The sequence below is a fragment of the Micromonospora sp. NPDC053740 genome (assembly GCF_040677775.1).
GTDB classification, from domain to species: domain Bacteria; phylum Actinomycetota; class Actinomycetes; order Mycobacteriales; family Micromonosporaceae; genus Micromonospora; species Micromonospora alfalfae.
In genome coordinates this window covers 14158-28120 of the sequence record NZ_JBFASO010000010.1, presented here as the reverse complement: position 1 = coordinate 28120, position 13963 = coordinate 14158, and the positions used below count along the sequence as shown (strand labels likewise).

At 71.4% G+C, this 13963-nt stretch carries 11 protein-coding genes; 5 read left to right on the top strand and 6 right to left on the bottom strand.

The window, feature by feature from the left end; all coding sequences use genetic code 11:
- Positions 1–5: 5 nt before the first annotated feature.
- The 4 genes from AB0K35_RS24600 to AB0K35_RS24585 form a co-directional block, all read right to left on the bottom strand.
- Entirely contained in the window at positions 6–1139 is a 1134-nt protein-coding gene (locus AB0K35_RS24600; RefSeq protein ID WP_238670606.1) for a glutamate--cysteine ligase, read from the bottom strand.
- Between the two features lie 67 nt (positions 1140–1206).
- On the bottom strand, positions 1207–2415 hold the full coding sequence (locus tag AB0K35_RS24595; RefSeq protein ID WP_363887894.1) for an RNA polymerase sigma factor: 1209 nt from the start codon (positions 2413–2415) through the stop codon (positions 1207–1209).
- A 2-nt stretch (positions 2416–2417) separates the two neighbouring features.
- A complete protein-coding gene (locus AB0K35_RS24590; RefSeq protein ID WP_363887891.1) occupies positions 2418–2774 on the bottom strand; it encodes a YciI family protein in 357 nt (118 codons plus the stop codon).
- A 245-nt stretch (positions 2775–3019) separates the two neighbouring features.
- Positions 3020–3463 carry a hypothetical protein gene (locus AB0K35_RS24585; protein ID WP_363887889.1) on the bottom strand — a complete coding sequence of 148 codons (444 nt, stop codon included), beginning with the start codon at positions 3461–3463 and terminating at the stop codon, positions 3020–3022.
- Between the two features lie 115 nt (positions 3464–3578).
- Between AB0K35_RS24585 and AB0K35_RS24580 the strand changes: the two genes are divergently transcribed.
- A complete protein-coding gene (locus AB0K35_RS24580; RefSeq protein ID WP_363887887.1) occupies positions 3579–4901 on the top strand; it encodes an FAD-dependent oxidoreductase in 1323 nt (440 codons plus the stop codon).
- A 107-nt stretch (positions 4902–5008) separates the two neighbouring features.
- On the opposite strand, the gene AB0K35_RS24575 is transcribed toward AB0K35_RS24580, so the two are convergent.
- Positions 5009–7645 carry a discoidin domain-containing protein gene (locus AB0K35_RS24575; RefSeq protein WP_363887884.1) on the bottom strand — a complete coding sequence of 879 codons (2637 nt, stop codon included), beginning with the start codon at positions 7643–7645 and terminating at the stop codon, positions 5009–5011.
- Positions 7646–7875: 230 nt separating this feature from the next.
- Positions 7876–9075, bottom strand: a complete 1200-nt coding sequence (locus AB0K35_RS24570; RefSeq protein ID WP_363887883.1) for an ROK family transcriptional regulator — start codon at positions 9073–9075, stop codon at positions 7876–7878.
- A 235-nt stretch (positions 9076–9310) separates the two neighbouring features.
- Between AB0K35_RS24570 and AB0K35_RS24565 the strand changes: the two genes are divergently transcribed.
- The 4 genes from AB0K35_RS24565 to AB0K35_RS24550 all read left to right on the top strand — a co-directional run bounded on the left by AB0K35_RS24565 (position 9311) and on the right by AB0K35_RS24550 (position 13910).
- Positions 9311–10609: a sugar ABC transporter substrate-binding protein gene (locus AB0K35_RS24565; protein ID WP_238670599.1), complete on the top strand. Its 1299-nt coding sequence runs from the start codon at positions 9311–9313 to the stop codon at positions 10607–10609.
- Between the two features lie 70 nt (positions 10610–10679).
- Positions 10680–11672, top strand: coding sequence for a sugar ABC transporter permease (locus AB0K35_RS24560; RefSeq protein WP_238670598.1), 993 nt, complete (start codon positions 10680–10682; stop codon positions 11670–11672).
- Entirely contained in the window at positions 11665–12504 is an 840-nt protein-coding gene (locus AB0K35_RS24555; RefSeq protein ID WP_238670597.1) for a carbohydrate ABC transporter permease, read from the top strand. The genes AB0K35_RS24560 and AB0K35_RS24555 overlap by 8 nt, the downstream gene beginning before the upstream one ends.
- Positions 12505–12533: 29 nt before the next feature.
- Positions 12534–13910 (top strand): GH1 family beta-glucosidase, encoded by a 1377-nt coding sequence (locus AB0K35_RS24550; protein ID WP_363887880.1) that lies wholly within the window; start codon positions 12534–12536, stop codon positions 13908–13910.
- The last annotated feature ends 53 nt before the right edge of the window (positions 13911–13963 follow it).

The following is a 13963-nucleotide window of genomic DNA, read 5'->3' as shown; positions in this document are numbered from 1 at the left end:
GGCGGTCAGCCGGCGGCGGTGCGGGCCACCAGGTCGTCGAGGACCGCGTGCAGGTCCCCGGCGCGCTCCAGCACCCGCCGCTGCCGGGTGGCGCCGGTGCCGTCGCGACGCAGCCGGGCGAGCTGCGCCAACACGTACCCGAGGTCGCCGTGGCGCAGCAGCGCCGGGGCGATCACCGCCATCAGCTCGTCGACGAGCGCCCAGGCGGGGCGGGTGCCGCCGGCACGCAGGTCGATCAGCTCGCCGTCGAGACCGTCGTGGGCGGCCCGCCAGTGCGCCGCGGCGACCAGGCAGTCCCGGACGTTCGGGGCGTTCACCCCGGCGCGCACGTCGTCGGCGAGGGTTGCCACGAGGGATCGGACCAGCGCGGCGACAAGCACCGCGTCGTCCACCTCCGTGCAGACGTCACCGACCCGCACCTCAACGGTCGGGTAGGTCGACGACGGCCGGGCGTACCAGTAGACCATCGCCGCGTCGAGCATGATGCCGGCGGCGATCAGCTCGTCGACGGTGCTGTCGTAGTCGGCGACGGAGTCGAAGTGCGGCGTCGGACCGATACTGGGCCAGCGTTCCAACTGCATCGAGCGCCAACTGGCGTGCCCGGTGTCGTACCCGTCGTGCAGCGGCGAGTTGGTGGTGATCGCCTGCACCACCGGCAGCCACACCCTCAGGTGGTTGCAGACCTGCACTGCCAGTTCCCGGTCGGGCAGCCCGACGTGCACGTGGCAGCCGCACACCGCCGGGTCGTGCGCCACCGGCCCGTACCGGCGCGACATGGCGTGGTAGCGCGGTTCGTCGGGGACCGTCCGGTGCGGTTCGGCCACCGGGGTGGCGCCGACCGCCACCAGTCGGGCGCCGGCCGCCGTGGCGGCCTCGACGGCGGAGCGACGCAGCGCCACCAGGTGCGCGCGCAGCTCGGTGAGGTCGGCGCAGACGGGGGTGACCATCTCCACCATGCTGTGCCGGAACTCCTGGCGGCTCTGCTCCCGGGCGGGGCCGCGCAACGCGCCGCGTACCTGGTCGGCGACCGGCAGGTTCCGGCCGCTGTCCGGGTCGAGCAGCAGGAACTCCTCCTCCACACCGAGTGTGAGGATGGACAGGTCGGGCGCGGTGTCGACGGCGGTCTGTCGGTACGCCATGGCCCCTCCCCATCCCCTGCTGCGGCGGTGCCTCGGGTTCCCGGCCGCCCCTGCGGCAAACGCGCCCTCAGGGCGTCGCCAGGGCCGTCGCGCGTGCGGTGAGAAAGGCCCGTTCGGCCGCGTTGTCCGTCAGGGCGACGGCCGTCCGGTACGCCTCGACGGCCTCCCCGCCCCGACCGAGCCGGGCCAGCAGGTCGGCGCGGACCACGTGGTAGACGTGGAAGCCGACCAGGTCGAGGCGGTCCACCTCGGTCAGCGCCGCCGCCGCACCGGCCACCTCGGCGAGCGCGACGGCCCGGTTCAGCGCCACCACCGGGCTGGGGGCGACCACGCTCAGCTGGTCGTACAGCTGAAGGATCTGGGCCCAGTCGGTGTCGGCGGCGCTCCGCGCGACGCTGTGCACGGCGGCGATCGCGGCCTGGATCTGGTACGGGCCGGGCCGGTCGCGGCGCAGGCAGCGGCGGACCAGCGCCTGGCCCTCGGCGATCAGGGTGCTGTCCCACCGGTGCCGGTCCTGCTCGGCCAGCGGCACCAGGTCGCCGACGGTGGTGGTCCGCGCCGCCCGGCGGGCTTCGGTCAGGAGCATCAGGGCGAGCAGGCCGAGCGCTTCGGCCTCGTCCGGCATCAGCTCCACCAGCAGTCTGGTCAACCGGATCGCCTCGGCGCACAGCTCGGCGCGGACCAGGTGCGGGCCGGCGCTCGCCGTGTACCCCTCGTTGAAGATCAGGTAGAGCACCGCGAGGACGCCGTGCAGCCGGTCGGGCAGGTCGGCGTCGCAGGGCACCCGGTACGGGATCCTCGCGTTGCGGATCTTCGACTTGGCGCGGACCAGCCGCTGCGCCATCGTCGGCTCCGGCACCAGGAAGGCTCGGGCGATCTCGGCGGTGCTCAAACCACCGAGCAGCCGCAGGGTGAGGGCGACCCGGGCGCTCGGGGCGAGCGCCGGATGGCAGCAGGTGAAGATCAGACGTAACCGGTCGTCGTGCACCGGCCCCTCCTGCTCAGGTGGGTCGGCGGCGTAGAGCAGGGCCGCCTGGGCGTGCCGGTCGGCCCGCGACGCCTCCCGCCGCAGCCGGTCGATGGCCCGGTTGCGGGCGGTGGTGATGATCCAACCGGCGGGGCTGGGCGGCGGGCCGCTGCACGGCCAGCGCCGCACCGCGATGACGAAGGCCTCCTGGACGGCCTCCTCGGCGAGGTCGATGTCGCCGAGGAGGCGGACCAGGACGGCGACCGCGCGGCCGTACTCCGCGCGGAACACCGCCTCCACGTCGGGCACTGTCAGTCGCCGGCCCCGCCGTGGAAGGGGCGCACCTCGATCGGCAGGGTGGTGGCCAGCGCGTAGCGGCGACCCCAGCGCAGGGCGGCGTCCAGGTCCGGCACGTCGATGATGGTGATGCCGCCGAGGTATTCCTTGCCCTCCACGAACGGTCCGTCGGTGATGAGCACCTCGCCGTCGCGGGGCCGCAGCACTGTGGCGGTCTCCGGGCCGTGCAGGCCCTGCCCGAAGACCCACGACCCGGTGGACGCCAACTCGTCGCGCATTTCGCCGAGCTGACGCATCACGTCGGCCAGGAACTCCGGCTCCGGCGGCAGCTCACCCTGCGGCTGGTGGATGCTGAGCAGGTAGAGCGTCATGGTTCCTCCTCACGGACGGCCGGCCCGTCACCGACCTCTCATCCTCCACACGATCGGCCGCCGCCCGAATCGACAGACCGGCAGAAATTTCTCGGCGTGCGACCCGACCCCGGTGTTGGCGTGCCCTTTGCTCTGCACCCACGGAGGCGACGGTGGCCAGGCCCGGGTGGTGCGACGAGAAGGACGCTGGACGAGGACGTGCTCGCCTTCCTGCGCGACGACCGGGAATTCGCGCGGTCGGTCGATCACCGGGCGCTTAGGCACCGGACCCGGGTGATCAGCGCGTCCGGCCCACCGGCGCCTCCGCGCACATCCACCACCATCAGCTCGACCTTGGCCCCTTCGGAGAGCGGAGCCAGGCAGACGGGTGTTCCTTCGTGGTGGGTCTGACCGGCGTAGTCGACCCACTCCACCGGGCCCAGTTGATAGCCATGGCCGCCGTCGTCGGCCTTGTTCGCCGACGGTTGCCGCCCATCGGGCCGGACCACGAACGCGTTGGCGTCGGCGTTGACCGCTACGACGGTGCCCGTGACCGCGTGCGGTACCCCCCAGCGGGGCGTCAACAGGGAGTAACAGGCGAGGGCCCCGAGTGCGGCACCGGTCAAGCCGGCGACGGCGACCGGTAACCACGGTCGTGCCGGCAGGCGCGAGGCGGACGGACGCGGATCCGGATGAAGGGTCGTCGCCACATCGAGGACTGTATCCCGTGTCTGGTTTTGTGACGGTACCCGTGGGGTCGGACAGCGTGGCATCTGAGACGGAGCCGGTAGCCATGCCTACGACGGTTGTGGGTAGACCCGGGGTGTGACCGACGGCTTGCGGGTTGTCGTGGTCGGCGCCGGCTTCTCCGGGCTCGCCGCCGCGCTGGCGCTCAGCCGTGCCGGCGCCCAGGTGCGATTGCTTGAGGCCCGCGACCGGGTGGGCGGTCGGGTGCTGACCCGATGGCTGCCCGAGCTCACGCAACTCGACCTGGGGGCCCAGTGGATCGGTCCGACCCAGGACCGGATGTACGCGCTGGTCGCCGAGCACGGGTTGGCCACCTTCGCCTCGGCGTCGGTCGGCGCGCCCACACTGCTCTGGGCCGGTGCGCCCCGGGCCGAGCCGCCGGCACAGGTGGGCCGGGTGCTCGGCCTGCTCGACGAGTACGCCGCACGACTGGACCCGGCCGCACCCTGGGCGACGCCGGAGGCCGCACTGTGGGACCGGACGACCCTCGGTGGGTGGCTCGCCGCCACGGCCGGGGACGACGTCACCGCCGACTACCTGGGGCGGGTGCTCGCCGGCGGGCTGCTGGCCACCGGCGTGGACGAGCTGTCCCTGTTGCACCTGCTGTTCTACCTGCGCAGCGCCGGCGGGACCGGGCCGTTGCTGGGGATGGCCGGCGGCGCGCAGCAGGACCGGATCGTGGGCGGGCCGGCGGCGCTGGCCGAACGGATGGCCACCGCCCTGCCGCCGGGCGCGCTGACGCTGGCCGCGCCGGTGCGGGGCATCGAACAGACAGTCGACGGGGCGACGGCGTGGACCGACACCGGGCGCGTCGACGGCGACGCGGTGGTGGTCGCGCTGGCACCAGCGCTGGCCGGCCGGATCCGGTACGACCCTCCGCTGCCCCCGCTGCGAGACGGGCTCACCCAGCGCATGCCGATGGGTTCGGCGCTGAAGGTGCACGCCGTCTACCCGGAACCGTTCTGGCGTGCCGACGGGCGCTCCGGTGTGGCCACCACCAGCGCCGGTCCGCTCACCGAGACGGTCGACAACTCCACCCCGACCTCACCGATCGGGGTGCTGACCGGGTTCAGTTACTCCACTGACGCCGCCACGCTGCGCGGCATGTCCCCCGCGCGGCGTCGCCAATGCCTGCTGGAAGCGTTCGCCAGTGTGGTCGGGCCACGAGCCGGGGACCCGGTGGATCTCATCGAGTACGACTGGTCGGCCGACGAGTGGACCCGGGGCTGCTTCTCCGGTGCGCTCACCCCGGGCACGTGGCGGACGTACGGTCCGCACCTGCGGACGCCGGTGGGGCGGGTGTACTGGGCGGGCACCGAGACGGCCACCCGCTGGAGTGGCTACCTGGAGGGCGCGGTGCGCGCCGGTGAACGGGCGGCGGCCGAGGTGCTGGCCGGCTGAGCGGCACGACCGCAGCCGGCCCGGTCTCGGCGGGACCGGGCCGGCCACGGCCCTGGGTGCCACCCGGCCGACCGGTCACGGAGGACCGGCCGGCGCGGGCGCCCCGGTCAGGGGTAGGTGGTCAGGTACACCTGCTGGTTGGCCGCGTTCGCGGTGCCACCGGCGTTGTTGATCACCCGGTTGATGGTGCCGACACCGCCGAGCGAGACGGTCACCATGTTCGTGAAGCGCACGTTCGGGTTGGTGGGCACCTCGAAGGACCGTTCCTCTACCACCGCTGGGTTGACGTTGAAGTAGCTGTAGCTGCCCAGCCCGAACGCCTGGTGACTGGTCACCGAATCGGCGACCTTGTACGCGGCGTAGCCCCGGGTCGACCCGTTCATCCAGGCCGCCTGGTTCGGCACGTCGTAGGGCAGCTCGTTCTGGTAGAAGTACGTCCGCCCGCCGTTGCCGTTCCAGATGGTCTGGTACTTCTGGTAGTGCTCGACGAAGAGGCCGTACATGGTGACGTTGTCGCCGTTGACGGTGAGCCCGGTGTCGGCGGTATTCAGCGTCCACCCGGTCGGTACGCCGCTGGCGGCGTGGTCGGCCCGCCACAGCCACATGTGGTCACCGATCACGTTGTCGCTGTTGACGGTCAGCGTGTTGGTGGCCCTGCCGACGTGCGGCCCGCCGATGCGGAAGAACACGTCGTGCAGCGAGGTCGGGTTGCTGGCGTGGCTCGCGGACGAGCCGGACGGCCCGACCTCCATCAGCACCGGCGAGTTCGTCGTGCCGGCCTCGAACATGAGGCCGGCCACCTTAACGCCGTCCACATCGGCCACCCGCATGCCCACCGCGCCGTTGTCGGCCTGAATGGTGGCCAGGCCGAGGCCGAGGATCACCGTGTCGGCCCGGTTGACCTGGATCGGCTCGGTGACGTGGTGCACGCCCGGGGTGAAGAGCAGGTGCCGTCCCTGGGCGAGGGCCGCGTTGATGGTGGCGGCGCTGGTGCCCGGCTGGACCACGTAGAACTGCGACAGCGAGATGGACGAGCCGGCCGGGGTCTTGTTGTACCAGCTGGTTCCGGTGGAGTTGGTGCGCAGCGCCGGCACGAAGACCCGGTACTCACCGGTGCCGTCGACGTACAGGAACGGCTTCTCCCGTACCTGTGGGGTCTGCCCGATGACTGTGTGCGACGGGTTGGGGAAGCTCGGCGCGGGAGCGCCGTTGACGCCCTGGAAGACCATGTTCCACACCGAGCCGGTCCAGCCGTTGCCGAACTCGCTGTTGCGGGAGTACCACTGCTGCTGCGAGCCGGAGACGACAAGGCCGTCGATACGGGTGTCGGCCAGCAGGCCACCGCTGGACCAGCCGTCGCCACCATTCCAGAGCTGGATCTGGTTCTGCGCGCCGCGCAGGTGCATCCGCCGGTACGGTGCCGCCTGGGACACCGCCCAGCGCTCCACGGTCTGCCCGGCGGGCAGGGTCACCGACAGGTTCTCGGCGGCCCGCCAGAAGTTCTGGGTGGCGTTGCCGCCGAACCAGAACGCCTCGGCACGCACGTGGCCGTTGAGGTTGACGTCGTCGGGGCTCATGCCGAGGCCGGCGACCTGGGTGAAGAAGCCGAGGTTGACGTCGGCGGTGTAGGTGCCGGGCTTGAACAGCACCGCGTAGCGCTGCGGGCCGAACTGGTTGGTTTCCTGCTGGGTGAAGAGGGTGTTCAGTCGACCCTGGATGGTCGACGTCGGTGTGCTCGGGTCGAAGACGAACGTGTTCGGCCCGAGGTTGGGGTTGCGTGGGTCGGTCGTGTCGACCGGGGGTTCACTGGTGCCGCCGCCGGTGGTGTTCACCGCCAGCTCCCAAAGCGAGTAGCCGTAGGCGGTGCCCCGGGCGGTGCCGTACATCCGCAGGTAGCGCCCGCTGCCGGTGACGGTGAGGGACTGCGTGCCACCGGTGCCGGTGGTGGTGGAGTAGATCGTCGTCCAGGTGGCACCGTCGGCCGAGGTCTGGAGTTGGAAGGCCCGGGCGTACGCGGCCTCCCAGGTGAGCACCACCCGGCAGATGGTGCGGGTGCTGCCCAGGTCGACGCGCAGCCACTGCGGGTCGCTGGCGGCGCTGGCCCAGCGGGTGCCCGTGTTGCCGTCGACTGCCGCGGATGCCGCGAGGCCGGCGTCCTGGCTGGACGACGCTGTCGCCGGGCTGCCCTGAGCGACGTTGGTGCTGCCGCAGGTCGGCGTGCTGCCGCCGGTCTCGCCGTACACCTGGAACTCCCAGAGCGAGTAGCCGTAGCCGGTGCCCCGGGCGGTGCCGTTCATCCGGACGTAGCGGCCGACGCCGGTGACTGTGAGGTTCTGGGTGCCGCCGGTGCCGGTGGTGGTCGAGTAGATCGTCGTCCAGGTGGCACCGTCGTCGGAGGTCTGGAGCTGGAAGGCCCGGCCGTAGGCGCCCTCCCAGAGCAGGTTCACCTGGCTGATGGTGGCCCGGGCGCCCAGGTCGACCTGGAGCCACTGCGGGTCGCTGAACGCGCTGGCCCAGCGGGTGCCGGTGTTGCCGTCGACGGCTGCGGAGGCCGGGGTGCCGGCGTTCTCGGTGGACGAGGCGGTGGCGGGGCGGCCCTGGGACAGCAGGGTGGGCGCGGCCTGTGCGGGCGCTGTGGCGCCGGTCGGGGTGAGCGCCGCGACCAGGGCCACGGTGAGCCCGACCAGCAGGTGCCGGACGGCGCGTCGAGGACGCGGGCGTACGGATGTTGCACGAGATGTCATGACATCGCCTGTCGATAGGGGGCTACGAGGGGGTGCCGCGTGGATGGGATCGGCTCGCCCCGTGGCGCCGTGGGTGGTGCCGCCGATGCGGCGTCGCGGGTCGGAGAGCGCTCTCGTAGGAGTGTTGCGGCGAGATTGCGACGGCGTCAAGACATCGATCTATAACTTCGTTATTTATCCCGAGGATTCTTTTTGGGTAATTTGGCGACGGCGCTGCCGTCGTCCCCCGCTCAGCGGCGGACGCCACCCTCGGTGAGGAAGCGGGCGATCGGGAGGGTTGCCGCGCCCAACGCCACCGCGTCCACCCCGAGCCGGCACAGCTCGATCGACGCCTGCTCGTACGGCTGGCGCAGCGCCTGCCGACCGGCGGCCTCCCGCACGGCCGGCAGCAGGTCGCCGAGGGCCATCGCCGCCCAGCCGCCGAGCACCACGCGCTCCGGGTTGAACAGGTTGATCAGGTTGGCCACCCCGGCGCCGAGGTAGCCGGCGGTGTCCGCCAGCACCCGTCGCGCGGTAGCCGAGGTCTCGGCGGCGGCGACCAGCGCGGCGATCTGGGACTCCTCGTCCTCGCCCGGCACCGGTCGACCCCGGCGCGCCTCCCGGTAGCGGTCGATGATCGCCTCCGCCCCCACGTACGCCTCCAGGCAACCGCGCGCGCCGCACCGGCAGGCCCGGCCGCCGTACACCAGCGTGGTGTGCCCCCACTCCCCCGCGCTGCTGGACGCGCCCCGGTAGGTGGCGCCGTTGGTCACCACCGACGCGCCCACCCCGGAGCCGACGAGCGCGAAGACGGCGTGCCGGGCACCCCGGCCGGCGCCGAACCACATCTCGGCCTGGCCCAGGGTCTTCGCGCCGTTGTCGATGTGCAGTGGCAGGTCGGTGCCGGCGCCGATCAGGCGCTCCAGCGGCACCCGGTCCCAGCCGAGGGCCTGGGCGTGCACGACGGCCTCGGTGCCCTGCTCGACCACGCCGGAGACGCCGATGCCGACGCCGAGCACGTCACCGGGGGCCACCCCGGCCTGGCCGGTGACCGCGTCGATGCCGGCCAGCACGCGCCCGGCCACCAGGTCGGGCTCGGTGCGGGCCGGGTCGAGCGGGTACTCGACGCTGGCCAGCAGGGTCATCGCGAAGTCGAACAGCTCCACCCGGACCCGGGTCTCGCCGACGTCCACGCCGACCACGAAGGCGAAGCGGGGCGCCATCCGCAGCAGCATGCTGGGCCGGCCGCCGTCGGACTCGGCGGCGCCGGCCTCGACGACCAGCCCTTCGTCGATCATGTCGGCGACCACGTTGCTGACCGCGGGTTGGCTCAGCCCGGTGCTGCGCACCAGGTCCTGGCGGGTGAGCGGGCCGTCCAGGAAGAGCTTGGTCAGCAGGGCGGACCGGTTGCGCAACCGCACGCTGCGGTTGGTGGCACGCGCCAGCTCCACTCGTCACCTCGTTCCCGTCGGCCGTTCGAGGCGACTGTAACCGCCTCGTGCTTGACGACCCACCTGCCAGCAACTTTAATGACGACATAAATTAAGCCGTGATGTAACTCCCGGGAAACGCCGACGGACCCCGACGGCGCACCCCCGAACCCTGTCCGCAGCCGGCCCCCGTCGCCCGACCCCTATCGGTGACGAAGGTCGGCGGACCCCCACCACGCACCGGAAGGGCTGACCCGTGTCGAGACGACACCTCGGGATATTCACCGCCGCCGTACTGGCGGCCGCCTCGCTGACCGCCTGCGGAGGCTCCGGCGACGACTCCGCCTCGTCGCCCAAGACGCTCACCTACTGGGCCAGCAACCAGGGCGCCAGCCTGGAGGCCGACAAGACCACCCTCCAGCCGGAGTTGGACAAGTTCGAGAAGCAGACCGGGATCAAGGTCACCGTGGAGGTGGTCCCCTGGTCGGATCTGCTCAACCGCCTGCTGGCCGCCGCCGCCTCCGGCAAGGGCCCGGACGTTGTCAACATCGGCAACACCTGGTCGGCGTCGTTGCAGGCCACCGGCGCGCTGGTCGAGTTCGACGACGCCGCCCTGCAGGCCGTCGGCGGCAAGGACCGGATCGTGCCCGCCGCGCTCGCCGCCGCCGGCGCCCCCGGCAAGCCGCCGGCCGCCGTGCCGCTCTACAGCATGGCGTACAGCCTGTACTACAACAAGAAGTCGTTCGCCGACGCCGGCATCACCGCGCCGCCGACCACCTGGGAACAGCTCGCCGAGTACGGCAAGAAGCTGAGCACCGGCGGCAAGTGGGGCCTGGCGATCGAGGGGGCCAACCCGTCGGAGAACGCCCACCACGCCTTCACCTTCAGTCAGCAGTACGGCGGCGAGTGGTTCGACTCGGCCGGCAAGCCGACCTTCGACACCCCGCAGAACGTCTCGGCGATCAAGCGGTACATCGACTTCATGGCCGCCGACAAGATCACCAACCCGAGCAACGCGGAGTACGCGCAGAACCAGTCGGTCTCCGACTTCGCCAACGGCAAGGCCGCCATGCTGCTCTGGCAGTCCGCCGGGTCGAACCTGAAGACGCAGAACATGCCCGCCGACGCGTACGGGGTGGCCCCGGTGCCGTTCCTGGCCAGCCCGCCGGCCGGCGGCAAGAAGGTCAACAGCATGGTCGCCGGGATCAACATGGCGGTCTTCAAGCACACCAAGAACAAGGACGGCGCGCTGAGCTTCGTGAAGTTCATGACCAGCGACGAGGAGCAGACGATCCTCAACAAGACGTACGGCTCGCTGCCGGCGGTGAAGACCGCCGCCTCCGACCCTGCGTTCAGCGCCACGGAGCAGAAGACCATCCAGGAAACCCTCGTCACCACCGCGGCCCCGCTGCCGCAGGTGCCCGATGAGAGCACCTTCGAGACCCTGGTCGGCACCGCGATGAAGGAGTTGTTCGCCGACGCGGCCAGCGGCAAGCCGGTCACCGAGGAGTCGGTGAAGGCCAAGTTGACCGACGCGCAGCAGAAGATGCGCTGACCCAGGCGTCACCGGTGGCCGTGGTCGGGCGCTGAGCCCGGCCACGGCCACCGCCTCCGAGAGGACCCCGATGGCAACCAGCACCACCGCGCCGGACGCCGACCGGCGCGAACCCCGGGCCGGGTCGCCGGCCCGGGGGCCGGCCCGCCGGCCCCGCGGCCCCCGCCGCTCGCTCCTGCCGTACCTGCTGCTCGCACCGGCCGTCGTGCTGGAACTCGCCATCCACGTCATCCCCATGGTGGTCGGGGTCTGGATGAGCCTGCTGGAGCTGACCCAGTTCCACATTCGCGACTGGTCCACCGCGCCCTTCATCGGGCTGGAGAACTACCGGGCGACGCTCGACCTGAACAGCGCCGCCGGCAAGGAACTGCTGCACTCGTTCTGGGTCACCCTGGCCTACAGCCTGCTCTCGGTCGGCTTCGCCTGGCTGCTCGGCATCTCGGCTGCTGTCGTCCTGCAACGGCCGTTCCGTGGACGGGCGATCCTGCGGGCGCTGTTCCTCACCCCGTACGCGCTGCCGGTCTACGCGGCCGTGATCACCTGGAGCTTCCTGCTGCAACGCGACACCGGCCTGGTCAACCACGTGCTCGTGGACCAGCTCGGGCTGATGAACGAACGGCCGTTCTGGTTGATCGGCGACAACAGCTTCTGGTCGCTGCTGGTGGTGTCGGTCTGGCGTAACTGGCCGTTCGCGTTCCTGTGCCTGATGGCCGGGTTGCAGAACGTGCCCGGTGAGCTGTACGAGGCCGCCGCTATCGACGGCGCCGGATTCTGGCGCCGGCTGCGCTCGGTCACCCTGCCGATGCTGCGGCCGGTCAACCTGGTGCTGCTGCTGGTGCTGTTCCTGTGGACGTTCAACGACTTCAACACCCCGTTCGTGCTGTTCGGCGGTTCCGCGCCCGAGCAGGCCGACCTGATCTCCATCCACATCTACCGCAGCTCCTTCAAGACCTGGGACTTCGGCTCCGGGTCGGCCATGTCGGTGGCGCTGCTGCTGTTCCTGCTTGTCGTCTCGGCCGTGTACCTGCTGATCACCAACCGTCGGAGGGATGACCATGCGTGAGACAGCCGGTGAGCGCTGGGGTCGGCGCATCGTGCTGACCCTGCTCGCCCTCTTCGTCGTCATCCCGCTCTACGTCATGGTCACCTCGGCGGCGAAGCCGTTGCAGGACGTGCAGAACGGCTTCACCTGGTGGCCCAGCCGGCCCACCCTGCAACCGTTCGTCGACATGTGGAGCACCGTGCCGCTGGCCCGGTACCTGGTGAACAGCCTGGTGGTGTCGAGCATCGCGGCGGTCTGCTCGGTGGCGGTGGCCATCTTCGCCGCGTTCGCGGTGAGCCGGTACCGGTTCCGCGGTCGGGGTGTCTTCACGGTGACGGTGCTGTCCACGCAGATGTTCCCCGGCATCCTGTTCCTGCTGCCGCTGTTCCTCATCTACGTCAACCTGGGCAACGCCACCGGCATCGAGCTGTACGCCAGCCGCACCGGCCTGGTCATCACGTACCTGACCTTCTCGCTGCCGTTCTCGATCTGGATGCTTGTCGGCTACTTCGACTCGATCCCCCGGGGTCTGGACGAGGCGGCGCAGGTCGACGGCGCAGGTCCGCTGCGCACCCTGTTCCAGGTCATCCTGCCGGCCGCCGTGCCCGGCGTCGTCGCGGTCACCGTGTACGCGTTCATGACCGCGTGGGGTGAGGTGCTCTTCGCGTCGGTGATGACCGACGAGGGCAGCCGCACCCTGGCCGTCGGCCTCCAGGGCTACTCCACCCAGTTCAACGTCTACTGGAACCAGATCATGGCCGCCTCGCTGGTGGTCAGCATCCCGGTCGTCGTCGGGTTCCTGGCCCTGCAGCGCTACTTCGTCGCCGGCCTCACCGCCGGCGCTGTCAAGTGAGTCATCCAACCCCAGAGGAGAACCGACCCGTGCCCGACCTGTCCAAGCTGCCACCCGACTTCCTCTGGGGTGTCGCCACGGCGGCGTACCAGATCGAGGGGGCCGTCGACGTCGACGGCCGGTCGCCGTCCATCTGGGACACCTTCTCGGCGACTCCCGGCAAGGTCGACAACGGCGACACCGGCGCGGTGGCGTGCGACCACTACCACCGGTGGCCGGAGGACCTGGCGCTGCTGCGCCGCCTCGGCGTGGACGCGTACCGATTCTCGGTGGCCTGGCCCCGGGTCATGCCCGACGGCGTCGGGCGGGTCAACGCCGCCGGGCTGGACTTCTACGATCGGCTCGTCGACACGTTGCTCGCCGACGGGATCCGGCCGTTCGTCACGCTCTACCACTGGGACCTGCCGCAGGTGCTGCAGGACCGGGGCGGTTGGCCGGAGCGCGCCACCGCCGAGGCGTTCGCCGACTACGCGGCGGTGGTCGCCGGCCGGCTCGGTGACCGGGTCGCCGACTGGTGCACAGTCAACGAGCCGCTCTGCGTGTCCTGGATCGGGCACCTGGAGGGGAACATGGCCCCCGGCGAGCGGGACCTGACCCGCGCGGTGCACACCTCGCACCACGTGCTGCTCGGGCACGGCCTGGCCACCCAGGCGATCCGCGCCAACGCCGCCCGGCCGGCCTCGGTGGGGCTGGTGCTCAACCTCAGCCCGATCGAGGCGGCGACCGACCGACCCGAGGACGTCGCGGCGGCCCGGCGCGCCGACGGGCACGTCAACAGGTGGTGGCTGGACCCGATCCACGGGCGCGGCTACCCCGCCGACATGATCGCCACCTACGGGGTCGAGCCGCCGGTACGCGGGGACGACCTGGCGACGATCGCCACGCCGACGGACTTCCTCGGGGTGAACTACTACTTCCGGCAGTTGGTGGTCGACGACCCGACCGGCGCGGCGCCGTACGCCCGGCAGGTGCCGGTGCCCGGGTCGGTGGAGACCGCGATGGGCTGGGAGATGTACCCGGCGGGCCTGGAGCGGCTGCTCGTCGACGTGCACGAGGAGTACCGGCCGGGCCGGATCATCGTCACCGAGAGCGGCTCGGCGTGGCCGGACGAGGTCACCGCCGACGGCACTGTGGAGGACAAGGAACGCACCGACCACCTGGAGCAGCACCTGGCCGCGTGCGCCTCGGCGGTGGCCCGAGGGGTACCCCTGGACGGCTACTTCGTCTGGTCGCTGCTGGACAACTTCGAGTGGGCGTACGGCTACGACAAGCGCTTCGGGTTGGTGCACGTCGACTACGCCACCCAGCGTCGGACGGTGAAGGCGAGCGGTCTGCGCTACGCCGAGGTGATCCGCGCCCACCAGCGGCTCGCCGGTACGACCGGCACCGCGACGCCGGTGGCCTGACCGGCGGGCAGCGCGACGGCCGCCCGGGGGTGACCCTGGGCGGCCGTTCGTGT